General features: G+C 68.3%; 1 pseudogene. It reads left to right on the top strand.

From position 1 onward, the window contains the following. Positions 1-290: pseudogene (locus tag ACPXB1_RS30700) on the top strand (hypothetical protein); the annotation flags it as partial. Positions 291-293 lie beyond the last annotated feature (3 nt).

Below are 293 nucleotides of genomic sequence, written 5' to 3'. Positions count from 1 at the left end.
TGCAGGAGTCGAAGTTGGAGAACCTGGGTCACCTGGGTGAGCGCAACGACCACGACTCGCAGGGCCTGTTCCAGCAGCGCCCGAGCTCCGGCTGGGGCGCCGTGGAGCAGATCACCGACCCCGACTACTCCACCACCGCCTTCCTCAAGGGTTTGAAGCAGGTCGACGGCTGGCAGGACATGCCGCTGACCGTGGCCGCGCAGACCGTCCAGGTCTCCGCCTACCCGGACGCCTACGCCCAGTGGGAGCAGCAGGCCGCCGACCTCGTCGCCCAGCACTGGAACAGCTGACCC

It is taken from the genome of Micromonospora sp. DT68 (genome assembly GCF_049847245.1).
GTDB classification, from domain to species: Bacteria; Actinomycetota; Actinomycetes; order Mycobacteriales; family Micromonosporaceae; genus Micromonospora; species Micromonospora profundi.
This window is presented reverse-complemented; position numbering and strand designations above follow the sequence as displayed.